Source organism: Massilia paldalensis (assembly GCF_044901715.1).
In the GTDB taxonomy this organism is placed as follows: Bacteria; Pseudomonadota; Gammaproteobacteria; order Burkholderiales; family Burkholderiaceae_D; genus Telluria; species Telluria paldalensis.
In genome coordinates, this window is sequence record NZ_JBJCIU010000001.1 from 1,647,323 (window position 1) to 1,671,737 (window position 24,415).

Annotated in this window: 19 protein-coding genes; 11 read left to right on the forward strand and 8 right to left on the reverse strand. The window is 69.3% G+C overall.

The window, feature by feature from the left end:
- Positions 1-9 precede the first annotated feature (9 nt).
- The 4 genes from ACI1V7_RS07250 to ACI1V7_RS07265 all read right to left on the reverse strand — a co-directional run bounded on the left by ACI1V7_RS07250 (position 10) and on the right by ACI1V7_RS07265 (position 6,440).
- On the reverse strand, positions 10-1,020 hold the full coding sequence (locus ACI1V7_RS07250) for a cupin-like domain-containing protein (protein WP_404531075.1): 1,011 nt from the start codon (positions 1,018-1,020) through the stop codon (positions 10-12).
- Positions 1,007-1,750 carry a SapC family protein gene (locus ACI1V7_RS07255; RefSeq protein WP_404531076.1) on the reverse strand — a complete coding sequence of 248 codons (744 nt, stop codon included), beginning with the start codon at positions 1,748-1,750 and terminating at the stop codon, positions 1,007-1,009. Before ACI1V7_RS07255 ends, ACI1V7_RS07250 begins: the two co-directional genes overlap by 14 nt.
- A gap of 50 nt (positions 1,751-1,800) precedes the next feature.
- The gene (locus ACI1V7_RS07260) at positions 1,801-3,339 is read right to left on the reverse strand and encodes a tryptophan halogenase family protein (protein ID WP_404531077.1); all 1,539 of its coding nucleotides are present in this window, start codon (positions 3,337-3,339) and stop codon (positions 1,801-1,803) included.
- 140 nt (positions 3,340-3,479) lie between these two features.
- On the reverse strand, positions 3,480-6,440 hold the full coding sequence (locus tag ACI1V7_RS07265) for a TonB-dependent receptor (RefSeq protein ID WP_404531078.1): 2,961 nt from the start codon (positions 6,438-6,440) through the stop codon (positions 3,480-3,482).
- 406 nt (positions 6,441-6,846) lie between these two features.
- Here ACI1V7_RS07265 and ACI1V7_RS07270 point away from each other — a divergent pair, with 406 nt between their 5' ends.
- Both ACI1V7_RS07270 and ACI1V7_RS07275 read left to right on the forward strand, forming a co-directional pair.
- Positions 6,847-7,662 carry a polysaccharide deacetylase family protein gene (locus ACI1V7_RS07270; protein WP_404531079.1) on the forward strand — a complete coding sequence of 272 codons (816 nt, stop codon included), beginning with the start codon at positions 6,847-6,849 and terminating at the stop codon, positions 7,660-7,662.
- 88 nt (positions 7,663-7,750) lie between these two features.
- A complete protein-coding gene (locus ACI1V7_RS07275) occupies positions 7,751-8,908 on the forward strand; it encodes a serine hydrolase domain-containing protein (RefSeq protein ID WP_404531080.1) in 1,158 nt (385 codons plus the stop codon).
- 139 nt (positions 8,909-9,047) lie between these two features.
- On the opposite strand, the gene merP is transcribed toward ACI1V7_RS07275, so the two are convergent.
- From merP to ACI1V7_RS07295, 4 genes are read right to left on the reverse strand one after another with little or no spacing between them, the layout of a single operon-like run.
- Positions 9,048-9,344, reverse strand: coding sequence for a mercury resistance system periplasmic binding protein MerP (merP, locus tag ACI1V7_RS07280; protein WP_404531081.1), 297 nt, complete (start codon positions 9,342-9,344; stop codon positions 9,048-9,050).
- A gap of 15 nt (positions 9,345-9,359) precedes the next feature.
- A complete protein-coding gene (locus tag ACI1V7_RS07285) occupies positions 9,360-9,737 on the reverse strand; it encodes a mercuric transporter MerT family protein (RefSeq protein ID WP_404531082.1) in 378 nt (125 codons plus the stop codon).
- Positions 9,738-9,747: 10 nt separating this feature from the next.
- Entirely contained in the window at positions 9,748-10,863 is a 1,116-nt protein-coding gene (locus ACI1V7_RS07290) for a transglutaminase-like domain-containing protein (protein WP_404531083.1), read from the reverse strand.
- Positions 10,864-10,886: 23 nt separating this feature from the next.
- Entirely contained in the window at positions 10,887-11,477 is a 591-nt protein-coding gene (locus tag ACI1V7_RS07295) for a TlpA family protein disulfide reductase (protein WP_404531084.1), read from the reverse strand.
- Between the two features lie 107 nt (positions 11,478-11,584).
- On the opposite strand from ACI1V7_RS07295, the gene ACI1V7_RS07300 reads away from it, so the two are divergent.
- From ACI1V7_RS07300 to ACI1V7_RS07340, 9 genes are all read left to right on the forward strand, one after another.
- Positions 11,585-11,917 carry a DMT family transporter gene (locus tag ACI1V7_RS07300; RefSeq protein ID WP_404531085.1) on the forward strand — a complete coding sequence of 111 codons (333 nt, stop codon included), beginning with the start codon at positions 11,585-11,587 and terminating at the stop codon, positions 11,915-11,917.
- Between the two features lie 78 nt (positions 11,918-11,995).
- The gene (locus tag ACI1V7_RS07305; protein WP_404531086.1) at positions 11,996-13,945 is read left to right on the forward strand and encodes a glycoside hydrolase family 43 protein; all 1,950 of its coding nucleotides are present in this window, start codon (positions 11,996-11,998) and stop codon (positions 13,943-13,945) included.
- Between the two features lie 158 nt (positions 13,946-14,103).
- Positions 14,104-16,110, forward strand: a complete 2,007-nt coding sequence (locus ACI1V7_RS07310) for a glycoside hydrolase family 2 TIM barrel-domain containing protein (protein WP_404531087.1) — start codon at positions 14,104-14,106, stop codon at positions 16,108-16,110.
- A gap of 63 nt (positions 16,111-16,173) precedes the next feature.
- A complete protein-coding gene (locus ACI1V7_RS07315; RefSeq protein ID WP_404531088.1) occupies positions 16,174-17,481 on the forward strand; it encodes an extracellular solute-binding protein in 1,308 nt (435 codons plus the stop codon).
- A 19-nt stretch (positions 17,482-17,500) separates the two neighbouring features.
- Positions 17,501-18,385, forward strand: a complete 885-nt coding sequence (locus tag ACI1V7_RS07320) for a carbohydrate ABC transporter permease (protein ID WP_404531089.1) — start codon at positions 17,501-17,503, stop codon at positions 18,383-18,385.
- Positions 18,382-19,212: a carbohydrate ABC transporter permease gene (locus ACI1V7_RS07325; protein WP_404531090.1), complete on the forward strand. Its 831-nt coding sequence runs from the start codon at positions 18,382-18,384 to the stop codon at positions 19,210-19,212. Before ACI1V7_RS07320 ends, ACI1V7_RS07325 begins: the two co-directional genes overlap by 4 nt.
- 13 nt (positions 19,213-19,225) lie before the next feature.
- Positions 19,226-20,368, forward strand: coding sequence for an ABC transporter ATP-binding protein (locus tag ACI1V7_RS07330; protein WP_404531091.1), 1,143 nt, complete (start codon positions 19,226-19,228; stop codon positions 20,366-20,368).
- 144 nt (positions 20,369-20,512) lie between these two features.
- A complete protein-coding gene (locus ACI1V7_RS07335; protein ID WP_404531092.1) occupies positions 20,513-23,353 on the forward strand; it encodes a TonB-dependent receptor in 2,841 nt (946 codons plus the stop codon).
- Between the two features lie 10 nt (positions 23,354-23,363).
- Positions 23,364-24,341 carry a glycoside hydrolase family 43 protein gene (locus tag ACI1V7_RS07340; protein ID WP_404531093.1) on the forward strand — a complete coding sequence of 326 codons (978 nt, stop codon included), beginning with the start codon at positions 23,364-23,366 and terminating at the stop codon, positions 24,339-24,341.
- The last annotated feature ends 74 nt before the right edge of the window (positions 24,342-24,415 follow it).

Sequence of the window (24,415 nt, forward strand, 5' to 3'; positions counted from 1 at the left end):
GGGATGTTCTTATCGGTTGATGCGTTTCAGGACCTGGCCGCGCAGGATGCGGGCGCCGTCCTCGTCCAGCGGCGCCAGCGCGTAGCGGCGCTGCTCCGGCATGTGGGCGAGGCTCGCCTCGTCCGGTTCGAAGATGTAGTGGCGGAAGATCTCCTGCCAGGCGCGCCGCTGCGCCGGTGGCAGCTCGCGCATCGTCAGCAGCGCCAGCATCAGCGAATTCGTGGGCGTGTCCATCCAGTCCGGCGACTGGCGCCACCAGTAGTTGACGAGGATGTTGAAGCGGTCCAGCGCCTCCACGTGGTGCCACCACATGGACGGGATGAACAGCGCGTCGCCGGGACCCAGCTCGGCCACCTGGGCGTGCTCGAGCGCCGTCCGGAAGCGCGGGAAGCGCTCCCAGTCGGGTGCGTGGAAGTCGACCATGCTGATCGGCTGGCCGGCCGGCGTGAAGTCGATGGGCCCCACGTACAGGTTGGCCAGCTGCTCGGGCGGAAACAGCGTGAAGCGCCGGTGCCCGGCCGCGACCACGGCGAGATTGTCCGGCAGGTCGTAGTGGGCGGCGATGCGGGTGCGGTTGCCGATCCAGATGCTGGCCAGCGCATCCCTGCCGCCGAGGTCGACGTCGTTGTCGAGGCGCAGGCCGGGCAGGGCGGTGTCGATCGTGGTCGAGCCCACGTAGATGGCGCCCGGGCGTTCCTGCGTCGCCTGCACCTTCAGCTCGTCGAGGATGCCGTCCAGGCGCGCCCGCACGGACTGGTAGTTGAAACCGTCCAGCGCCTCGTTGTAGAAGAAGCGGCCGGCGATCGCCGGGTGGCCCAGCAGCGCGTGGACGGTGGCGTCGCGGTAGAAGCCGCGCAGGTAGGCGTCGGCGGCGTCGTGCGAGCTGCGCGCGGCCTGTACCAGCGGCCAGCCGGCGGCGAGGCCGCGCACGATGTAGGGCTCGGTCGCGCGCAGCATCTCGTCCGGGACGGTGCCGTCGTGGACGCCAACCTCGCGTACGCGCTTGTCAAGCGCCGGCATGGCCAAGGATACCTTGCGTGTTGCGGGCGGCGTCGGCACGGTTGCGGCGCGCGATCAGCGTGCGGAACTGCGACAGCGACGCGATCTGCATGTAGATCGCCTGCAGGTAGCCGGCGCGGTGCAGCGCCGCCAGCTGGTCCGGCGCCAGCGCCTGCAGGCGCTCCTCGGCCACGGTCCAGAAGCCGGCCAGCTGGTGGCGGGCGCCGTCGTCCAGCTCGACGTCGAGCACGAAGGATTCCAGCAGGTCCAGCTCGCCCAGCGCCGCCGTGAAGCCGCGCGACGCTTCCAGCCCCTCGTGGATCGTGCGCAGCACGGACGAGATGCGTTCCAGGTATTCGCTCGTGCCGCCGTAGGTCAGGAACACGGGTTCGCCCTCCAGGCCGCCCGTGCGCACGCGCGGGTGGTCCATGTCCACGTGCACCTGCAGCTCCTCGCCGCCGCGCCCGATCAGGAAGGGCTGGCGCTCGACGGTCAGCGGAATGACGGGCGCGTCCCAGCCGTCCGGGCCGAGGAACAGGTTCTCGCCCTGTTCGAAGCCCATCAGCGCGAGCGGCGTGAAGCTGCCGTCCTCGTCGCGCGCGAACACGATCGGGTAGCAGGCCTGCAGGTCGCGGAACTCGGCCGGGAAGGTCAGGGCCGACATGACGGCGTCGCCGTATTCGGCGCCGCGCGCCGTGACGATGCGCAGGTGCTTGTGGTCGACGTTGTTGAGGATTGCGTGGTTGGCCATGGTGTCTCTGTCTCTATTGTTGTCGTTGTCGTTCTGGTGGGTGAAACGGGCTAGCCGGGCGGCAGGCCGTGGGTGCGGATGTGGTCGAGCAGGTCGCGGTTGGACGGCAGCAGCGCCAGCATGCGCGCGCCCAGCCGCGCGGCCTCGCGGAACTGCGCCTCGGCCAGCTGCGGCACGTCGGAGCCGCGTGCCGGCATCTCGGGCCGGAAGCCCATGCCGTACAGGATGTACTGGTAGCTGGCCGACGGGAAGACTTCCTCGATGCGGTAGAAATCGCGGTGCATCGGGGGCCGGGTGCGCCACAGCGCGAGCAGCTCGCGCAGGCGTTCGGGAATCGTCTCTGGCCGCCGGTGCTCGTCCCAGTAGGCGCCCTGGCGCCGCGAGAGCACGTAGTGCAGCTTGAGGAAGTCGATGACCCGCTCCCAGCGGTAGGTGAACGCCTCGTTGAAGCGGCGCGCGACGATGTCCATGTGGGCGCGCGTGGCCGGCATGTCGTCCGCGATCCAGGCGGCGGACAGCTCGACCAGGGCGAGCGCCGACGCTTCGAGCGGTTCGATGAAGCCGGCCGACAGGCCGATCGCCACGCAGTTGCGCTCCCAGAAGCGGGCGCGGTAGCCGGGTTCGAAGGACAGCTTGCGCGCCGGCGGCGGATCGGCCGGCGCGCCGCTCGCCGTGACGTAGGCGCGCAGCAGCCGTTCCGCCTCGTCGTCCGCCATGTGGGCGCTCGAATACACGTGGCCGATGCCGCGCCGCGTGGGCAGTCCGATGTCCCAGATCCAGCCGGCCTGCTGGGCGGTGGACGTGGTCTGCGAGGCGATCGGGTTGTCGGGCGTGGCGTAGGGCACCTGCACGGCCAGCGCGCGGTCGTTGAACAGCACCCCGCGCTGGGGCACGAGCGGTACGCCGTAGTGGCCGCCCAGCAGCAGCGAGGCCATGCCCGTGCAGTCGACGAACAGGTCGCCCTCGACGAGGCCATGTTCGCGCGTGCGCAGCGCGGCGATGTCGCCGGCATGGTCGCCGTCCTTGACCGTCACCACTTCCTCGACGTGGGCCAGCAGGTGGCGCACGCCCAGTCTGGCCGTGCAGTGGCGCTGCAGGAACAGCCCGAACTTGCCGGCGTCCAGGTGGTAGCCATAGTTGGCGACGGCGGCGAATTCCGGCGTCTGCGGCTGCTTGGGCGCGCGGCCCTCCAGGCACAAGAGCGCCTGCGGCCCGACGAGTTCCGCGAACGGCACGTCGCGGTGCATGCCCGCCCAGGCGGCGGCCAGGTTGGCGTCGCCATGGCCCAGGGGCAGGCTGAAAGGGTGGAAATAGCGGTCGGCGTCGCCGCCGTCGACCCAGCGGTCGAAGCGCGAGCCCTGCTTGAAGGCGGCGTCGCACTCGCGCAGGAAATCGGATTCGGCCACGCCGATGCGGCGCAGCGTGTCGCGCATCGACGGCCAGGTGCCTTCGCCGACGCCGATGGGCGCGATGCCCGGCGATTCGACGAGGGTGACGCGCAGGCGGTGCTCGGCGGCGAGCACGCCGGCCACCAGCCAGCCGGCGGATCCGCCGCCGACCACGACGATGTGTTCGATGGTCTTACTCATTGCTGCTTCCTGTCACGCAAAACCCGCTCCGGTCGAGTCTACCCGAAAAAGCTGTTTTTGGAACAACTTTTTTGGGTCCCGATACGCAGACGGCGGGCACGCCCGGAAAGCGTGCCCGCCGTCGTGGTGCCGGCGCTACGTCAGAACTTGTAGCGCGCGCCCACCGAGTAACGGGGGCCGGACTGGGTCACGTACAACGCCTGTTCCTTGCGGCGGCCGTGCACGCGGGCCGTCTCGTCGGTCAGGTTGATCGCCTCGAACTGCACGCTCAGCTTGTCCGTGATGTTGTAGCCGACGCTCAGGTCCAGCTGGCCGTACGGTTCCACGTACTGCGGGTTCGGGCCGGCCGAGTCGAAGGTCGAGGACAGGAACTCGTCGCGCCAGTTGTAGGCGGCGCGCACGCTCCACTTGGCGTCCTCGTAGATGCCGACCAGGTTGGCGGAGTTCGACAGGCCGACCAGCGCGAACTGCTCGCCGACGGAGGCGTTGTCGTACTTCAGGCCCGAGTGCACCCACGTGTAGTTGGCCGAGACGCCGAAGCCGGAATTGCCGAACATGTGCTGCAGGTTCAGTTCCGCACCCTTCAGGCTCGCCTTCTTCTGGTTCGAGAAGGAGGTGATCCGGAAGTTGGCGACCGGATCGCCCGGCTGGCCGACGATGGAGCCGGTGGCGTTGCCGCTGGCGTCGTCCGGTCCGCGCGTCACGCCCGGGCTGCCGGCGCGGTTGCGGAAGATGTAGTTGCGGATGCAGGTGGTGTCGGCATTCGCGCAGCCGTTGGCCAGCGCCTCGTTCCACAGCGCGCCGCCGACCGGGGTGTGCAGGTTGAACGGGGTCTCGACGACCTGCGACTGGCCCGCGTAGTTCTCCAGGTCCTTGTGGAACATATTGACCGAGAAGAAGCTCTGCTTCGCGTAATACCATTCCCACGACAGGTCGAGGTTCTTCGACTTGACGGGCTTCAGCGCCGGATTGCCCTGCGAGCCCGTGCCGCCTTCGACGCGTGCCAGCTGGTTCAGGATCTGGCCGCCGGCGATCTGGTCATAGCGCGGACGGCCGATGGTCTCGCCGTAGCTCGCGCGCACCTTCATGTCCGGGCGCACGTCCATGTCCCAGTCCACGCTCGGCAGCAGGTTGTGGTACTTGCCCGTCAGGGTGGTGAAGGTCGGCGCGCCCTGGATCACCGTGAACTCGTTCTGCGAGCCCCAGCTGATCGCGGTCGATGCGGGCACCAGCGCCGTGGAGACGACGTCCGTCTTCTCGTAGCGTACGCCGATCGACGTGTGCATCGGCAGCGCCGTGTCCCAGTCCGTGTTCAGCTGCAGGTACAGGTGCTTGGACTTTTCCTCGGTGCGCTGGTCGGTGTCGAACGTGGTCTTCGGCACGTACAGGCCCGGCAGGCCGGACGCCGTCGCCACGGTCTGGCGCACCTGGTCGAAGTTGAAGGTGTAGAAATTGTTGAACAGGGCCGGGTTGCCGCTGCCGTCGATCTGGTCGAAGTACTGGCGCACGGTGGCCGGGTGGAACAGGGTGGCCGGATAGTCGGATGCCTTGGTCGCGCCGCCCCAGCTGTCGCGCTGGTTGTTCGACAGCGCCGAGCGGTTGTCGACCTTGATGGCGCCGAGGCCGAAGTTCAGGTTCGACGACTCCAGTATGCGCAGGCGGCCCTTGATCTGCTCCTGCTCGATCTTGCCCTTCATGTAGCCGTTCTGGAAGTTCGAGCCCGTGACCTGCTGCGGCGCGCGGTTGTAGTCGGCGCCCTGGATGCTCAGCACGGGGAAGTCCTGCGAGAAGTCGACCGAGGTATTACCGCGCGAGAAGCTCGCCGTGCCCAGCGTGTTGAAGGAGCCGAACGGGCTGTCGGCCATCGACTCGGCGGTCGAGTGGTGCGCGTCGAATTCGAGCTTCAGGTCCGCGGTGGCGCGCCACTGGGCATTGAAGCCGAGCGACTTGTTCTCGGTCTTGGTGGCGAAGTCGCCCGCGCCCATCGCGATGTCGGCGTTGCCGGCGGCGATCTGCTCGGTATAGACGAGCGGCGCGGCGACGGGGCCGTTGGTCCAGGTCGAGGTCGACGGGCCGAAGTTGAACCAGGCCGAGACGTCGTTGCGCTTGGTGTGCAGCTTGTTCTCGGAATAGGTGTAGTCCAGCGTGGTGGTCAGTTCCTTGGTCGGCGCGAACTGGAACACGAGCTGGCTGTTGGTGCGCTGGCGCTTGACGCCCGTGAAGCTGTAGTTCAGGTTCTGCGGCACCTGGTAGACGTCGGTGCCGTCCGGCCGGTTGACGGCGCCCGTTTGCGGGATGGTGCCGTAGCCGCTTTCGTCGGCGCGGTACGGGCCTTTCCAGCCGCTGGAGACGGATGCCTGGGCGTAGCCGAGGTTTCGCTCCTGGTAGCTGGCGGAGACGCCGAAGCCGAAGCGGCCGTCCTTCGAGGTGGTGCTGTAGATGCCCGAGAATTCCGGGGTGGTCGACTTGCCGGTGCGGTCGTCGCCCGGCACGTTGCTGGCCGAGGTGTCGTGCACGGCCTTCACGCCGATGCTGGAGAACGTGCCCAGCTTGTCGAGCGGGCGCGCCGTCATCACGTTGACGGTGGCGCCGATGCCGCCCGTCGGGGTCTCGGCGCGGCTGGTCTTGTACACCTGCAGCTGCGAGATCGCTTCCGATGCCAGGTTCGAGAAGTCGAAGGCGCGGCCGTTCAGGTCGCCCAGGTTCGACGTCGGCATCTGGCGGCCGTTCAGCAGCACCATATTGAAGTCGGGGCCGACGCCGCGCACGGTGATCTTCTGGCCTTCGCCGTTCTGGCGGTCGATCGAGACGCCGGAGATGCGCTGCAGCGACTCGGCCAGGTTCGTGTCGGGGAACTTGCCGATGTCCTCGGCCACGATGCCGTCGACGATGCCGTCGGAATTGCGTTTCAGGTTCAGCGACGAGGCCATCGATTGGCGGATGCCGCTGACGACGACCTGCTGCACGGCGCCGGTCGGCACGACGGTGTCGGACGGGCTGTTGTTGCCCGTGTCCTGCGCGTAGGCGGGGATGACGAAGGCGGCGCAGGCGCTTGCCACGGCCAGGCTGATGCGTTTGGGGTTCGACTTGGGATGATGCATTGGGGTCTCCTGTTTCTTCTTTACTTGTTGTTCACCGCGTCGGTACTGCTCGGGGCATGCCCGCCCCCGTGGTCCTCCTGTCTGCGCCGGCCGCGGCGCGGGCGTCGTTGACGGCACGATTTCCGAGGCTTCCATACGATCCGTTAAGCCTCTGGAAACGTTTCCATACAATGTCGAGGGAATCTTATGTTCAAGAAAATCAGTTGTCAACTGAATACTCATGCTTGCCTGGTTTTGGTGCGCAAAGCGCGGGGTGCGCGCAACACTCCCCGGGCGCAGTGGGCCGGTACAATCCTCTCGGCACGTTTTCCGTGCGTTTGACGCGCGAAAAATGACAATGCTATATTTTTGGAAACGTCCTGGAAGCGTTTCCAAAAATGGGGCGTTCGAACGAAGGAGGAGAACCATGCGAACCTTGATGCCCCGCGCCTGCCTGCTGGCCGTCCTGCTGCTTGCCGCGGCGCGGTCCGTGCCCGCCGACGAGGGCTTCCACTGGCCGGCGGGCGTACGCGCGGCCGTCAGCCTGTCCTACGACGACGCCCTCGATTCCCAGCTCGACCACGCGATCCCCGCACTCGATCGCGTCGGCCTGAAAGGCAGTTTCTACCTGCAGTTGTCGAACCCGTCCGTCCGCACGCGCATGGCCGCATGGCGTGCGGCCGCCGCGCGCGGCCATGAACTGGGCAACCACTCGCTGTTCCACCAGTGTTCCGGCAGCGCTCCGGGCCACGCCTGGGTACAGCGGGAGCGCGACCTCGACACGACGAGCGCGGCCCAGATGCGCGACCAGGTCATCGTGGCCAACACGATGCTGACCGCCATCGACGGCAAGACGGAGCGCACCTACACGGTGCCGTGCGGCGATCGTCTGGCGGCGGGCCACGACTACCTGCCGGGCATCGCCGGCGAGTTCGTGGGCATCAAGGTGGGCGGCGGCGACGGCGTGATCCCGTCCATGGCCGCGCTGGACCCGCTGGCGGTGCCCGTGCTGGCGCCGGAAGGCCTGAGCGGGAAGGAGCTGATCGCCATCGTCGAGCGGGCCGGCGCGCGCGGCACCATGGTCAATTTCACCTTCCACGGCGTGGGCGGCGACTACCTGCAGACGTCGGACGCGGCGCACCGCGAGCTGGTGGAATGGCTGGCTGCCCACCGCAAGGAATACTGGACGGGCACCTTCCTGGAGCTCATGCGCTGGGTGCGCGCGCACCCGCGTTCCGGTTGAGCTGACCGTAGGCGTCCTCGTGCGCTCCATGGCATCATGGCGGGCTGTGGCGCCCCATGGTGGCGGCGCCGGGCACACGGAGGCGGCAATGAGGATTCGGGCGGGGGTGGTGGCGGCCATGGCGGCGGTAGTGGCGGCAACGCAGCTGGCGGGATGCACGCCGCCGCTGCGGCCCGCGCGCACGCTCGACGACGGCGAGGTCCTGCGGGTCATGAAGCGCGAGCAGGTGCAGGGCCTGGCCATCGCGACCGTCGAGAACGGCAAGGTCGGCAAGGTGCGGGCCTTCGGCATGCGCAACGCGGCCATCGCCGCGCCGCTGACGCCGGACACGGTCATGTACGGGGCCTCCCTGACCAAGACGGCCTTCGTCTACATGCTGCTGCAGATGGCCGACGAGGGCCTGCTCGACCTCGACGCGCCCGTCACCAGATTATTGCCGCAACCGTTGCCCAGCTACCGCGAGAAACCGTTCGACTTTTCCGACCTGGCCGGCGACCCGCGCTGGAAGACGATCACGCCGCGCATGCTGATGCTGCACGCGGGCGGCTTCGCCAATTTCCGCTGGCTGGAGCCGGACGAGCGCCTGCGCATCCACTTCGATCCGGGCTCGCGCTACGCCTATTCCGGCGAGGGGTTCTATATCCTGCAGCTGATCGTTGAGCAGGGCCTGGGCCTGGACATCGCGGAGGAAATGCAGCGTCGCGTGTTCGACCGCCTGGGCATGAAGCGCACGAGCATGACGTGGCGCCCGGAATTCGCCGAGAACGTGGCCGACGGCTACGCCTTCGACGGCACCGTGCAGGCCCACGACCGCCGCTTCCGTCCGCGCGCGGCCGGTTCGATGGACACGACGATCGCCGACCAGGCGAAGCTGTGGGCCGCCATCATGCGCGGCGACGGCCTGCGCCCGGACACGCGCGCCGCCATGACGACGGCCTGGCTGCCGATCACGTCGACCCGCCAGTTCCCCACGCTGGGCGCCGGCGAGACGGACTGGCCGCAGAAGCTGGCGGCTGGTCTCGGCGTGGTCACGTTCGAAGACCGCAACGGCACCGCCTTCTTCAAGGGCGGCCACGACGACTGGACGGCCAACCTCGTGTTCTGCCAGGAGACGGGGCAGCGCTGCGTGATCCTGCTGTCGAACGACGTGCGGGCGGAAAAGCTGTATCCGGAACTGGTGCACCTGGCGCTGGGCCAGACGGACATGCCGTGGGCGTGGGAGTACAGCTGGTTCGGGGTGGAGTAGGTCGGCGACCGGGGCAGCCGGGTCGACAGCAACACCGTCGCCCCGGCGCAGGCCGGGGCGCAAGTCAAATGCGGGCCGGCTGCGGCACTACATTGGGTCCCGGCCTGCGCCGGGACGACGAGGCAGGTGGTGCGGGCCCTCAGCGGCTCGTCTTGAGCATCGCTGGATACCCGACGTCCTCCGTCGCCTTCTTCAGGTCGGCCACATTGGCCTTGGCGTCGTCGTAGACGATCACGGCTTCGCGCTTCTCGTAGCTCACCTTGACCTTCGATACGCCGGGCACCTTGGACAGCGCCGCCTTGATCGTGATCGGGCAGGTCGCGCAGTCCATGGTCGGCACGTTCAGTTCCACGGTCTGCTGCTTGGCCGACGCGAACTGCGGGACGGCGAGGGCGAACAGGGTGGCGGTGGCGGCGAGGAGTCGGGTGGCGTTCATGGTCATTCCAGTAAGTCAGTAGAACAGCGGGGCGATGAGCGGGAAGCCCAGCAGCAGGGCGGCGAACACGGCGCATGCGACGAAGACGCGGCGCATGAGCGGACGCGTCGTGGCGCAGCTGCCGTCGGCGAGCGTGCAGAAGCGCTGGGGGCGGAACACGAGCCAGCCGGCCCAGGCCAGGGCGCCGACGGCCAGCGCGATCGCGTAGGGCGTGACGGGGGCGAGGGCCTGCAGGTGCACCATCCAGGCCCCCGTGATCCCGACCAGGACCAGTACCAGCGGCAGCACGCAGCAGGTCGAGGCCAGCAGCGTGGCCAGCACGCCGAACGCGAGCAGGCGCCCGAGCTTGCGCTCGGTGCCGCTGTCGACGGACTGGGTGATCGGGTTCGTCATGGGCTCGGAATCAGAGGGCACGCGAGGTGATGACGTACTTGAACGCGTCCGGGTTCAGCGAGTCGTACGGCTCGCCGTTGCTCTCGGCCTGCGGGTACATCAGGAAGCCGACCTGCTTGATGGTCTGCGAGTCCTTCAGGCGCACGTCGTGGCCGAAGTTGTAGCCCATCCAGTTGCCTTCCCAGCCGCCGAACAGCGCCTTGCGCACCGGGGCGACGATCGGGTTGTCGGCGTCCTTGATCCATTCGCTCGTTTCCTGGCGCATCACCTTGGTGACGTCCGCCGGATCCATGGCGACCCAGCCGTGCTGCTTGAGCCAGACTTCGGCGCGGCAGTGCTGGGCGCCCTGCAGGGCGGCCGGCTTGCCGCCCAGTTCCTTGTACGGGAAGGCGCTCGGCGCGATGCGCACGCCGTAGACGTCGCGCGCCGGCAGGCCGACGGCGCGGCACAGGCCCACGAACAGGCCGTTCAGGTCGGCGCACTTGCCGCTCAGGTTCGCCGTTTCCAGCATCGTCTTGATGTCGCCGATGCCGCAACCCTTGACCTTCGGCTCGCGGAAGGTGTTCAGGATGATCCAGTCGTAGATGCGCTGGGCCTTGTCCTCGTCGCTGCGGGCGCCGGCCACGATCTGGTTGGCCGTCTTGAGCACGATGCCGTCCAGCGGCATCAGGTCGGTCGGGCGCAGCCACAGGGCCAGGTCTTCCTTCGTGGCGGTGGCGGCCTTGCCGTGCTTCCAGTCCTCGGCGCGGTCGTGGGTCTGGATGCGCGAGACCACCTCGAGCGCGGGCACGACGCCGGCGTCGAACTGGGCGACCAGGTACTTGGCGCCGTAGCGCTCGTCGGTGGCGACCTTCATCGATTTGGCGTTGCCGGTCCAGTTGTTGGACAGCGTGCGCTGCCATTCGGTATCGATGGCGGGCAGCGGCACCCAGACGGTGGAGGCGCCCGTCGGATTCTGCAGGTTCACCTTGGTGACCACCTCGTAGCCCTTCCAGTCTCCCGGCTTGGGCGCGAACTGGCGCTGCTCCTGTGCCAGCAGGGTGCGCGGCAGGGCGCCGGCGAGCAGGGCGCCGCCGGCGGCTTTCAGCAGCGAACGGCGCATGGTGGTCGTGTTGGTGTCTTGCATTGCAGTCTTCCTAGTGTCGTTGGTTATTCTTGATGGGGTTGCGCTTGATGGGGTTGCGCGCCGTCCCGCTCCCCCAGCAGCGCGTCGATGGCACGGCCCAGGGCCGTGTCGTCGGCGGGGATCTCCCCCACCGTGCGCCAGCGCGCGCGGCCCTGGCGGTCGAGCACGACCGTGGTCGGCATCACGCCCGGGCTCCAGCGCTTGAAGGCGTCGCCGCCGCGGTCGCGCAGCACGGGATACGGCATCGGGTGGCCGTCCGTGAACGCGCGGATCGCCGGCATGCCTTCCTTGTAATTGACGCCGACGACGGCGATGCCATCGCGCGCGGCCAGCTTGCCCAGCACGGGGATCTCCGCCACGCAGGGACCGCACCACGTGGCCCAGAAGTTCACCACGACGACCTTGCCGCGCAGGCGGGCGAGGTCGAAAGGTTTGCCATCGAGGTCGACGACATCGAGCGGCGGCGTGGCCTGCGCGGCTGGCCAGGGGCGCAGCGCGACATCGCGTGCCGATGCGGGCATGTGTGCCCCGGCCGCCAGCAGGACGGCGGTGGCCGCCAGGCGGCGCCATTGCGAACCCATCAACATCGTCGGATCAGTGGAAATCGAAGCCATGAAGCCCGTCATGATAGCAGAGCGGGGCGGCTTGCGCCGGGGAGGGGGCGCGGCCGGCGTTGACATCCGGGCGGCGCGTTGTTCATCATCCACGCAAAGGAGTCATCATGAACAATTGGTTATGCCTGGCGATCGCCATCGTCTCCGAGACGATCGCCACTACCGCCCTCAAGGCCAGCGAGGGCTTCAGCCGCCCGTTCCCATCAATTCTCGTCGTGGTCGGCTACGGTCTGGCGTTCTACTTCCTGTCGCTGACGTTGCGCACGATCCCGCTCGGCGTCACCTACGCCGTCTGGTCCGGCGTGGGCATCGTGCTGGTGACGGTGTCCGGCTGGCTGCTGTTCGGCCAGAAGCTCGATGCGGGCGCGCTGGCCGGCATCGGGCTGATCCTGGCGGGCGTGCTCGTGATGAACCTGTTTTCGAGGACGGCGGGGCATTGACGCGCATTTCCTGACGTGCTGCACGACGGGCCGGGCAGTAGTAAGCTCGGGCCAAAAAACAGCACGACAGGAGACGACATGCCACGATTCCCCCTCGCGGGGCTGGCGGCGCTTGCCCTGGTCACGGCGTTCGCGCCGGCGGCCGGGCAGTCGCCGCAGCCTGCGCCTTCCACCGCCGCCGCCGCCGCTGCCGCTGCCGCCGGCGCGGCCCCTGCCGCCGGCGCGGCCCCTGCCGCCGGCGCGGCCCCTGCCGCCGGCGCGGCCCCTGCCGCCCCTGCGCCCACGACGACCTACCGCAACCCGCTGTCCATACGCCTCGCGAGCGGCGAAGCGGCGGAGAACTGCGCCGATCCCGCCGTCCTGCGCGACCCGAACGCGGCTTCGCCGACCTGGTACCTGTATTGCACCAGCGACCCGGTCAGCAAGCGCGAGCGCCCGCGTCCGGGCGAGGCGGGCCGGTGGCACTTCCGCATGATGCCGATCTACCGCTCGACCGACCTGGTGCACTGGGCCTTCGTGGCGGACGCGTTCGAGGAGCGGCCGGCCGGCCTCGCCGCCGGCGATTCCGGCCTGTGGGCGCCCGAGCCGGTCTTCATGAACGGCCGCTACCACCTGTACTTCACGGTGACGGACGTGGCCGACGCCCACAGCCCGGAGCGGGGCTGCGAGCGCGACAGCGCCATCGGCGTGGCCACGTCGGCGTCGCCCACGGGACCGTGGCAGGCCGAGACGCGTCCCGTCGTCGGGCCGCGCCGTGCCGGCCCCGGCTGCAACTTCGACTGGACCTATGACCCGAAAGTCGTCACCGACGACGCCGGCCGCCACTGGCTGTACTACGGCAGCTACGGCGGCGGGATCTGGGTGGTGCGGCTGGACGCGCGCGGCATGCGCGCCCAGGGCAAGCCCGTGCGGGTCGGGGCCGACCAACGCTACGAAGGGGCCGAGGTGATCCGCCACGGCGGCTGGTGGTACCTGTTCGCCTCGGCCACGGATTGCTGCGCCGGCCCGCTGACCGGCTACGTCGTGTACGTCGGCCGCGCGCGCAGCCCCACGGGCCCGTTCCGCGACCGCCTCGGCTACGACATGGCGGCGCGCCGCGCGGGCGGCACGCCCGTGCTGGTCCAGAATGGCAACCGCTGGGTGGGCGGCGGCCACAATACCGTATTCCCCGACCTGGCCGGCCAGTGGTGGACGATCTACCACGCGGTGGACGTCGGCGCGCCATATTTCAGCGCCCCCGACAAGCTGACCAAGCGGCTGGCGCTGCTCGACCGTATCGACTGGGTCGACGGCTGGCCGCTGGCCGGCGGCGGGCAGGCGCCCACGGACACGGAGCAGCGCGCGCCGGCGGTGGCGCCGGGGACGCTGGCGGCCGAGGAGCACCCGAAGGCGGAAGAGGTGCTCGCCGCCACGGGGGCGCCGATCTGGGCCGACTCGCTGCGCGGCCCGCGGCTGGACCCGCGCTGGCGCTGGCTGCGTCCGCCCGCCAGGGGCGCCTGGTCGCTGGGCGCGGCGGGCCTGGCGCTGGCCACGCAGGATGGCGACCTGTACGTGGACACGAACAGCGCCGGCGTGCTGCGCACGGCGCTGCCGGAAGGCGACCTGCGCATCGAGGTGGAGATGGCCCTGGACGCGCCGGACGACTGCTGCGCGCGGCCCGTGCAGGCCGGCATCGTGGTGATGCGCGACGACGACAACTACGTCAAGCTGGTGGAGCTGGCGCGCGGCGGCCTGCGCCAGGTCGAGTTCGGGAAGGAGCTGGCGCCCGTCGAACCGGGCTATCCGCGCTACGGCAACACGGTGGCGGGCACGCCCGGCACGAAGACCTGGCTGCGGCTGGACGTGCGGCGCGGCCCCGGCGAGGAGCGCTACACGGCGTTCTCCAGCCAGGACGGACGGCGCTGGACGGGCGGCGCCACCTGGAACCACAAGCTCGGCCCGGACGTGCGGCTGGGCCTCGTGGCGATGGGCGGCGCGGGATGGACGGCGACGTTCTCGCGCGTGGCCGTCTACCGGCTGGCGCGCTGAGGGGCGGGCGGCGCGCCGGATGTCGCGTCGACGACACGATTGGCCCTCGGTTACTTGCAGTTACGATTCTGCATGGGAAAGCGCTTGCGTCCGCGCGCCGGCCTCCCTAGAGTAAGTGAAAACAAGGAAGCGCCGTTCCGGCGCCGAGGAGTCACACCGTGGAATACCCCCGCCCACAACTACGGCGCGCCGCCTGGCGCAGCCTGGATGGCCCGTGGCAGGCCATGCTCGACGACGATGCCCGGCTCGTCGATCCGTCCGAGGTGACGTTCGACCGGACCATCATCGTTCCCTATCCACCCGAGGCGCGCGCCAGCGGCGTGCACGACACCGGCTACCGCCGGCGCGTCTGGTACCGCCGGGCGATCCAGCTCGATCCGGCCATGGTGCCGGCCGCGGGCGAACGCCTCGTGCTGCACTTCGGCGCCGTCAACTACCGGGCCCGGGTCTGGGTCAACGGGCGGTTCGCGATCGAGCACCGCGGCGGCCACAGCCCGTTCTCCGTGGACGTCACGCGCTTCCTCGACGGCTCGGCCGTGGAGATCGCTGTGCAGGCCGATGACGACCCGCAGGACATGCACAAGCCGCGCGGCAAGATGGACTGGGAGCGCGACCCGCACAAGATCTGGTACCCGCGCACGAGCGGCATCTGGCGCACGGTCTGGATCGAGAAGCTGCCGCGCGCCCACGTGGCGCAATTGCGCTGGACCGCCGACGTCGCCGCCTGGCAGATCCGCCTGGATGCCGACATCGCCCACGTGCCGGAAGGCGGCATGGCCAACGTCACGCTCAAGCTGGGCGACCGCGTGCTCGTCAACGACCGCTGCCTGCTGACGGGTCCGCGCCTGTCGCGCATCTTCCAGCTGCCGGACCCGGGTATCGACGACGCCCGCGCCCTGTGGCTGTGGAGCCCGGAAAGCCCGCAGCTGATCGACGCCGAGATCGAGATCCGCTCCCTGGACGGGGAACTGGTCGACGACGTGCGCAGCTACACGGCGCTGCGTACCGTGGGCGTGCAGGGCGACCGCTTCATGCTCAACAGCCGGCCCTACTACCTGCGCATGGTGCTCGACCAGGGCTACTGGCCGGACAGCCTGATGGTGGCCTCCAGCGAGCAGCTGCGCCACGACGTGCTGCTCATCAAGCGCCTCGGCTTCAACGGCGTGCGCAAGCACCAGAAGTCCGAGGACCCGCGCTGGCTGTACTGGTGCGACGTGCTGGGCCTGTGCGTGTGGGGCGAGATGCCGTCGGCCTACGGCTTCTCCAGCCAGACCGTGCACGGCGTGCTGGAGGAGTGGAAGGAACTCGTCGAGCGTGACATCTCGCACCCGTGCATCGTGGCCTGGGTGCCGACCAACGAATCCTGGGGCGTGCCGGAACTGATGAACGACCGGCGCCAGGTCGACTTCGTGCGGGCGCTGTACTACACGACGCGCGCGCTGGACGGCACCCGTCCCGTGATCGGCAACGACGGCTGGGAGTCGCCGTGCGGCGACGTGGTGTGCGTGCACGACTACGCCCAGGATACCCAGGTGCTGCTGGAACGCTACGGCAACCGCGAGGCCGTCGACCACACGCTGACCCACGTGCAGCCGGACGGGCGCCGCATCGTCATCGACGGCTTCACGGGCGCGGGCAAGCCCGTGTTCCTCTCCGAGTTCGGCGGTATCGCGATGATGAAAGCCGAGGACGGTCCCGGCTGGGGATATTCCGTCGCGCGCGACGGCAAGGAACTGCTGGCGCGCTACCAGGAGCTGATGGCGGCCATCCACCGCTGCCGCCCGCTGTCCGGCTTCTGCTATACCCAGCTGACCGATACCTTCCTCGAGAAGAACGGCCTGCTCACCGAATACCGCGTGCCGAAGGCGCCCGTCGACGCGCTCGCGGCAGCCACGCGCGGGCCGGACGCGGGGCGCCACGACTGGCACCTCGATCCCCTCGGCCACGCCCAGCGCTGGCTCGCGCGGCGCGGCACCGATTTCCCCCTCGAGTGGACGCGCGTCGGGGAAACGGCAGAAGTGATAACCTATCCGGGTGAGCGCCACGTGCCGCAGCATGGGGGCCCCGACGAGCATCCGCCGGCCAATCCGCCCGCGGCGCCCGGGGGCGTCGAGCGGCGTGCGCGCGGCGGTTCAGGAGTACGCGGGAGACGCAAGGTGGCTTGACGCCACCACGATCTCCCGCCGCACGGGGGCGCAGGCCGCCGGAGAAAAGAAAAAGGGGAGATCGTGGCACGAGGAAGCAGAGGCCTCGCCGCCGCGCTGGTGGGCATGCTCGCAGCCGTACTGGCTTTAACGTCATCGGCGGCGCGGGCCCAGGTCGAAGTCCGCATGTGGACCTTGCTGTCCGGCGGCGACGGCGCGCGCATGCAGGCGCTCGTCCGCGACTTCAACGCCAGCCAGCGCGACGTGCGCGTCGTCAGTACGACGCTCAAGTGGGGCGAACCGTTCTATACGAAGCTGATCACCGCCTCGGTGGCGGGCGCCGGTCCGGACGTCGCGACCGTGCACCTGTCGCGCATCGTCAACCTGGCCGGCGGCGGCGTGCTGCGGCCCATTTCCGCCGCCGAGGTGAACGCGGCGGGCGTGCAGGGCGCGGACTACCTGCCGCGCCAGTGGACGAAGTCGCACTACGAGGGCAGGCTGTGGGCGATCCCGCTCGACATGCACCCGCTGGTCCTGTACTACAACAAGACGCTCGCCGGCAAGGCCGGGCTGCTCGACGGGCAGGGCCGCCTCAAGCCCATCGAGGGCATCGATGCGCTTACGGACGCCTTCCGCGTCGCCACCGAGCGCACGGGCCGGCGCGGCCTCACCATGGAAAGCAGCCAGAGTTCCTATGCGATCTGGCGCCTGTGGCTGTCGATGCTGGCGCAGCAGAACGTGCCCGTCATCGAGGGCGGCCGCTTCGCCTACGGCGCGGCGGGGCCGGCGACGCTGGCACGGGTGGCGACCTGGTTCACCAGTGGCTACGCCCAGGTGGGCCTCGACTACCCCGCGTCGACCAGCCAGTTCATGGGCGGAAACGCCGTGTTCATGCTGAACGGCGTGTGGGAAGTGCCGGAAATGGTGCGCGCGACGCGCAGCGGCACGCTGGGCTTCGACTACGGCATCGCGCCGCTGCCGCGCATGTACGCGAATGCGAGCGCCTGGGCCGATTCCCACGCCTTCGCCATCCCCGCGAACGCGGACAAGCCGCCGTCGCCCGCCAAGGTGGCGGCCGTGCTGCGCTTCGTCGCCTACGTCAGCAAGCATTCGCTGGCCTGGGCCGAGGGCGGGCATATCCCCGCCTACCGCCCGGTGGAGGAATCGCCGGCGGCAAGAGCCCTGATGCCCAATGCGATGTACGCGCAGGCCGCCCACGACGTCGTGTACGACCCGGACGGCTGGTACATGGGCGCCGCCGGCCCCCTGGAGGCGATCGCCTCGAAGTTCCTGCCGGCCGCGCTGTACGGCTACATGACGCCCGAGCAGGCCGTGCGCCGCTTCGAGGACGAGGCCGCGCGCCTCGTCAAGAAGCGCCCGCCGCTGTATTGAAGCCGTGCCGAGGACGACGATGACACCGGATACCCCGCTCCCCGACCGCAAGACCGACACGCTGCCCGCCTGGCTGCTGCTGGCGCCGTTCCTGCTCGCGTTCACGCTGTTCTTCGCCCTGCCGGCGCTGCAGACCCTGTGGCTCAGCCTGACGGAGAGCAGCCTGACGCGGACCAGCGCCTTCGTCGGCCTGGCCAATTACCACACGCTGCTGAACGATCCCGCGTTCTGGGATTCGGTCGGCAATACCTTCTATTTCGCGCTGCTGACGGTGATCCCGCTGTGCGCCATCGGCCTCCTGATGGCGCTGCTGGTCGACCGCTTCGTGCGCGTGCAGGGCCTGCTGCAGGGCGTGTTCTTCCTGCCGTTCGTGCTGCCGATTTCCGTCATGACGCTGATCGCGAGCTGGATGCTGCAGCCCTCGTCCGGCGTCGTCAACCACGTGCTGGGCACGGACCGCGCCTGGCTCGCCGATCCGTACTGGGCGCTGCCCGTCGTCGCCATCAGCACCGTGTGGTGGACGGTGGGCTTCAACATGTTGCTGTTCCTGGCGGGCCTGCGCAACATTCCGAAGGAACTGTACGAGGCGGCGTCCCTGGACGGCGCCAGCGGCTTCACGCTGTTCCGCGCCATCACCTGGCCGGCGCTGCGGCCCGTGGTGGCCACGGCGCTGGTGCTGCAGATGATCGCCTCGCTGAAGGTGTTCGGCCAGACCTACATCCTGACCACGGGCGGCCCGTTCAACACGACCCGCGTCACGCTGCACTATATGTACGAGACGGCGTTTACGCAGAGCGACGCCGGGTATGCGGCGGCCATCGCCATGGCCTTCGTCGCGATCGTCGTGCTGCTGTCCCTGTTGCAGGCCGCCGCCGTGCGCTGGCTGGCGGGGAGGAGCGCGTGAGCGCCCGCCGCGGCCTGGCCTGGACCGCCGTCGGGGCGGCCTGCGCGCTCGCGCTGGCGGCGCTGTGGGCGGCGCCGCTGCTGTGGGCCCTGAGCACGGCGCTGCGGCCGGAGCCGGAGACGGTATCGGCGACCTTCCACTGGCTGCCGCAGGACTGGACGCTGGACCCGTTCCGCGAGACGCTCGCCGCCGGCAACCTTGTGTTGTGGCTGTTCAACAGCTTTTTCGTCGCCTTCCTCGTCACCGTGGTGACGATGGCGATCAGCCTGATGGCCGCCTACGCGTTCTCGCAGCTGCGATTCCGCGGCCGCGGCCTCGTGTTCGGCATCGCCATGCTGGGTTTCCTGCTGCCGTTCGAGGCGCTGCTCGTGCCGCTGTTCCGCACGATGAACGCGCTGGGCCTGATCAATACCTATGCCGGCATCGTGCTGCCGCAGGTCGTCGCGCCCGTCGTCATCTACGTGTTCAAGCAGTTCTTCGACGGGATTCCCGCCGACTACCGCGAGGCCGCCACGCTGGACGGCGCCGGCCCCTTGCGCGTGCTGTGGAGCGTCTACCTGCCGCTGTCCGGGAACATCGTGTGGGCGATGGCGATCGTGACCTTCATCGGCGCCTGGAACAACTTCCTGTGGCCGTTCATCGTCGTCACGTCGAACGAGATGATGACGATTCCGCTGGGCCTGACGCAGACCTACGACGCATTCGGCGTGCGCTATGCCCAGCTGATGGCGGGGGCGCTGCTGGGCGCGCTGCCCGTGGCGCTGGCCTACGTCGTGTTCCAGCGCCGGGTGACGCAGGGCTTCCTGGCCGCGGGCGGCCTCAAATGAACATGGAGACGGGATGGCATCGGTAAGGCTCAGGGACATACGCAAGCACTACGGCGACCACGCCGTCATCAAGGGCGTCGACCTCGACATCGAGGACGGCCAGTTCGTCGTCTTCGTCGGCCCGTCCGGCTGCGGCAAGTCCACCCTGCTGCGCATGATCGCGGGGCTGGAGGACATCACGGCCGGCACGCTGGAACTGGACGGCGTCGTCAGCAACACCGTGGAACCCGCGCGGCGCCGCATCGCGATGGTATTCCAGAGCTATGCGCTGTATCCGCACATGACCGTGGCGGAGAACATGGGCTTCGCGCTGAAGCTGGCCAAGGTGCCCAAGGCGGACATCGCCGAGCGCGTGCAGCGCGCCGCCGACATCCTGCAGATCGGCCACCTGCTGGCGCGCCGTCCCAAGGACCTGTCGGGCGGCCAGCGCCAGCGCGTGGCGATCGGCCGCGCCATCGTCAGGAAGCCCGCCGTGTTCCTGTTCGACGAGCCCTTGTCGAACCTGGACGCCGCGCTGCGCGCCCAGACCCGCGTCGAGCTCGCGCGCCTGCATCGCGAACTGAATGCGACGATGATCTACGTGACGCACGACCAGGTCGAGGCCATGACGCTGGGCCAGCGCATCGTCGTGTTCAACGGCGGCAGGATCGAGCAGGTCGGCACGCCGCTGGACCTGTACGAGCGGCCCGCGAACCTGTTCGTGGCGGGCTTCCTGGGGACGCCGAAGATGAACTTCCTGCCGGTGGAACTGGTGTCGGCTGAACCCAGCCGCGACGGCACGGGCGCGCGCGTGCGCCTGCCCGGCGGCGCCGTGCTGCGCGTCGACGCGGCCGTGCCGCCCGGCGCCGGCGGCGCCTTCACGTTGGGCGTGCGGCCCGAACACCTGATCCCCGCCGCGCAGGCGGACGATGCGGGCGAGGAGGGGGCGATCGCCGGCACGCTGAACCTCGTCGAGTACCTGGGCGACGTCACGCTCGCCTACGTGCAGGTGCCGGGTGCCGAGGACATGGTGGCCGCCAAGCTGGCCGCCGGCACCGCGCTGCCGGCCGTCGGCGCGCGCGTGCTGCTGCGCTTCGACGCGGCGCGTGCCTACCTGTTCGACGCCGACGGGCGCGCCTGCCCGTCCGCTGCCGCCACGGTCGGCACGGCGGCCTGAGGGTGCGCTGCGGCTTCATGTTGCGTGCATGCCGCAACTGTCGCAAGCGTACGACGCCGTATTCTGCTTTCTGTTAATTTCCTGATAAGCAATTTAACAGATGCGGCCGACGTCCAGGCCGCCGAGAATCGGGAGAGACCCCTCATGACCGCTTTCCAGCTCCGGCCACTGCACGTGGCCGCCATCCTCCTGTGCGCCCAGGCGGGCGCCGCAAGCGCGCAGGACGCCGCGCCGGCCCAGGCCCAGAATCCCGACAACCCTGCGACTGCCGCGCCTGCCCAGGCGCCGGCACAAACCGCGGGCGCGCCCGCGCCGGCCACGCCCGCCGCCCCGACCCAGCCGCAGCAGCTGCAGCAGGTGACGGTGACGGGCCTGCGCAGCAGCATCCGCACGGCAGAAGCGATCAAGCGCGATTCGATCCAGGTCGTGGACTCGATCAACGCGGAGGACATCGGCAAGTTCCCCGACCGCGCCGCGGGCGACGCGCTGCAGCGCATCGCCGGCGTGCAGGTGGGGCGCGACCGCGGCGAGACGAGTTCCGTCATCATCCGCGGCCTGCCGGACGTCGTCACCACCGTGAACGGCATGGAGATCTTCACGGGCACCGGGCGCCGTCTCGCGTACCAGGACCTGCCCGTGCAGGCGATCGGGGGCTTCGACGTCTACAAGACGGCGACGCCGAACCAGCAGGAAGGCGGCATCGCCGGCGGCATCGACGTGCGCCTGCGCGCGCCGTTCGACCTGAAGGGCTTCAACGCCACCGGCTACGTGGAAAACCGGCGCCAGAAGGTCAACGGCTCGGACAATACGGATACCAAGAACAATCCCGGCGGCGGCTTCTCGCTGAGCAACCGCTGGAACACGGGCATGGGCGAGATGGGCGCCCTGGTCGACGTGGCGTTCAACCGCGAGCACTGGGGCTATCCGGTGCAGTGGGTCGACCGGCCCGACCGCATCTTCTCCGTGAGCCCGGACGGCACGGCCGTGCGCCTGAACGACGGCGATCCGGTGGCGCCGCTGCGCGCGGGCGACCGCCTGGGCGAGTTCCCGAACATCGGCGGCATCTACAACGCCGGCGACCGCGACCGCGGCAGCATCCACGGCGCTTTCCAGTGGAAGGTGAAGCCGAACCTGGAACTGACGGCGCAATACCTGGGCACGGGCTACCGCGGCCGCAGCGAAGTCGACTACATGATCGCCAACACGACGTGGGCGCCGCGCCTGACCAACGCCGTGCTGGCGCCGGACGGCGACTATTGCAACACGCCGGAGGGCCGGATCTGCCCGATCACGTCGGCCTATGCGCCGGCCGCGCAGTACGATCCGGGCGCGTACAGCTACGATCCCTACGTCGCCACCAGCAGCTGGGGCGTGAAGGAACACACGGTCTCGCACTTCTTCAACCTGGGCCTGCAATACCGCGAGGGGCCGTGGAAACTGTCGTCGAACGTGGCCTGGACCAAGTCCACCTTCATCAACGACACGATGATCGTCGACCAGCAGGTGCCCGGCGCCAGCGTCAACGGCTATACCTACGGCGCCGACGGCCACGGCGGCTACAACGCGATCACCACGCCGGGCAGCGCCAATCCGCTGCGCGACCCGAGCCAGTTCGTGCTGCGCGGGATGGTGCAGAACTGGGGCGTGCAGAAGGGCGAGCAGACGCAGTGGCGCGGCGACGCCTCGTACCGCCTGGGCGACGGCTTCTTCAGCGGCATCGACGCGGGGCTGCGCCTGTCCCAGCGTAACGCCAGCTACCACGGCGCCGAAGGGCACAGCGATTTCACTGGCGCCGTGCGGCCGAACCCCGTCGCCGCCTTCGGCGCCGGCTTCGAGTCGCTGGTGCCCGGCGTCGACCGTCTCGGCGGCCAGTGGCTCACGCCCTCGCGCGACTACCTGATCGACCAGGCCGACAGCGTGCGCAGCGTGTATGGCGCCGCTCCCGGCCGCGTGGCGGAGGACCCGCTGCGCAGCTTCGACCAGAAGGAGACCACGAGCACGCTGTACGCGGCCGCGCGCTGGAAGACCAAGGCGGGCGACGTCGACCTGTCCGGCACGGCCGGCGCCCGCATCGTGCATACGAGCCGCGACCTGAAGGGCAGCAGCCGCATCGGCGACGTCATCAGCCCGATCGACCGCAGCACCAGCGAGAACAACGTGCTGCCCAGCGCCGCCGCCGTCATCGGCTGGCGCGAGAACCTGCAGTCGCACCTGTCGGTCGGCAAGACCATCAACCGTCCCGATTTCGCTTCGCTGAATCCGGCGCTGTCGCTCGTGCCGTCGACCGTCAACGCGCCCGGCACGGGTTCGTCCGGCAACCCGGACCTGCGCCCGACCAAGTCCGTGAACAGCGACGCCACGCTGGAGTACTACTTCCAGAAGAACGGTTACGCGCAGGTGGCCCTGTTCCACCGCGACATCGACGGCTATCTGCAGAACATGGAAAGCCAGGAAGTCATCGATGGCCAGACCTACCGCGTGACGCGGCCGCAGAACTCGGGCAAGGGCAAGCTGAAGGGCGTGGAACTGGGCGCGCAGAAGTTCTTCGATTTCCTGCCGGGCGTCTGGAGCAACTTCGGCATCCAGGCCAACTACACGTGGATCGATGGCGAGAACGAGACGCTGCTGTCGCCCACGCGCAGCGAGTACCGCAAGACGGCGCTGACGGGCGTCGCCAAGCAGAACTACAACGTGGCGCTGCTGTACGAGGGTAACGGCATCACGGGCCGCCTGACGGCGAACCACCGGGGCGAGTACGTCGAGCAGATCGCGGAGCCGCGCTTCGGCCAGGACCGCATCGTCAAGCCGGCGACCTTCGTCGACCTGAGCCTGTCGTACGAGATCAACAAGCACATGTCGATCCAGTTCGACGCCATCAACATCACGAAGGAGAAGTACGAGAGCTACCTGGGCAGCGAGATCCGCCCGCGCGACATCCGCTACAACCCGACGACCTACGGCCTCGGCCTGCGGTTCTCGCTGTAAGGAGCGCCGCATGGCCATGTACGCGAACCCGGTGTACCCCGAGGTATTCGCCGACCCCTTCGTGCTGCGCCACGAGGGCGTCTACTATGCCTACGGCACGGCGCCGGGCAACCCGCAGGGCGGGGAGATTCCCGTGCTGCGGTCGATCGACCTCGTGCACTGGGAAGCGATCGGCCATGCGCTCGCGCCTACAGGCCCTACGCAGTTCCCGGCACCGCAGTTCTGGGCGCCGGAAGTGGCCGCCCACGACGGCAGGTTCTACCTGTACTACTCGTCCGGCGGCGCGGCGTCGGAAGGCACGGACCATCGCCTGCGCGTGGCCGTGGCCGGCCATCCGGCCGGCCCCTTCGTCGACGCCGGCAAGCTGCTGGTGCCCTACCACCCGTTCTCCATCGACGCGCACCCGTTCCGCGACGCCGACGGCCAGTGGTACCTGTTCTATTGCGTGGACTTCGTGGAGCCGGACGGCGACCAGCGCGTGGGCACGGGGATTGTCGTCGACCGCCTGACGGACATGACGACGCTGGCCGGCGAGGCCGCCACCGTCGTGCGACCGCACCACGACTGGCACGTGTTCCGGAAGGGACGGGAGATGTACGGCAAGGTCTTCCACTGGCACACGGTGGAGGGGCCGGCCGTGCAGGTCCACGACGGCAAGTACTACTGCTTCTACAGCGGCGGCGCCTGGGAGCGCGACAACTACGGCGTCAGCTGGGTCGTCGCCGACCATCCGATGGGGCCATGGCGCCGGCCGGAAGGCGGCGAGCAGGCGCTGTTGATGCGCACGCCGCATGGCGGCCAGCTGCTCGGTCCCGGCCACAATTCTTTCACCGTGTCGCCGGACGGCAGCGAGACCTGGATCGTGTACCACGCCTGGGACCCGGCGCAGACGGCGCGGCGCATGTGCATCGACCGGCTGGACTGGGTCGACGGCAGGCCCGTGACGCAGGGGCCGACGTGGACGGAGCAGCAGGCGCCCGCCACCTGACGTCGTCCCCGCGCAGGCGGGGACCCAATCTTGCATGCATCGCGGCAGCCGATGAACTTGGGTCCCTGCCTGCG